General features: G+C 68.6%; 1 pseudogene. It reads left to right on the top strand.

Features of this window, described 5'->3' with window-relative positions:
- A pseudogene (locus QSK20_RS32040) lies at window positions 1-255 on the top strand (hypothetical protein); the annotation flags it as partial.

The raw sequence follows: 255 nt of genomic DNA, 5'->3' as shown, positions 1-255 counted from the left end.
CCGGGCAGTCGACCGTTCCGCTCTCCGCCGAGCAGAAGGACAACGCCAAGGCCATCATCGAGGCCACCAAGAAGGCCGGCATGGACGAGCGGGCCGCCGTGGTCGCGATCGCCACCAGCCTCCAGGAATCCAAGCTGGAGAACCTGGGCCACCTCGGCGAGCGCAACGACCACGACTCGCAGGGCCTGTTCCAGCAGCGCCCGTCGTCGGGTTGGGGCACGGTCGAGCAGATCACCGACCCCGCCTACTCCACCA

This window comes from Micromonospora sp. NBRC 101691, from assembly GCF_030269285.1.
Taxonomy (GTDB): domain Bacteria; phylum Actinomycetota; class Actinomycetes; order Mycobacteriales; family Micromonosporaceae; genus Micromonospora; species Micromonospora echinospora.
The sequence above is the reverse complement of the archived record's forward strand: the minus strand, read 5'-3'. Positions and strand labels throughout refer to the sequence as shown.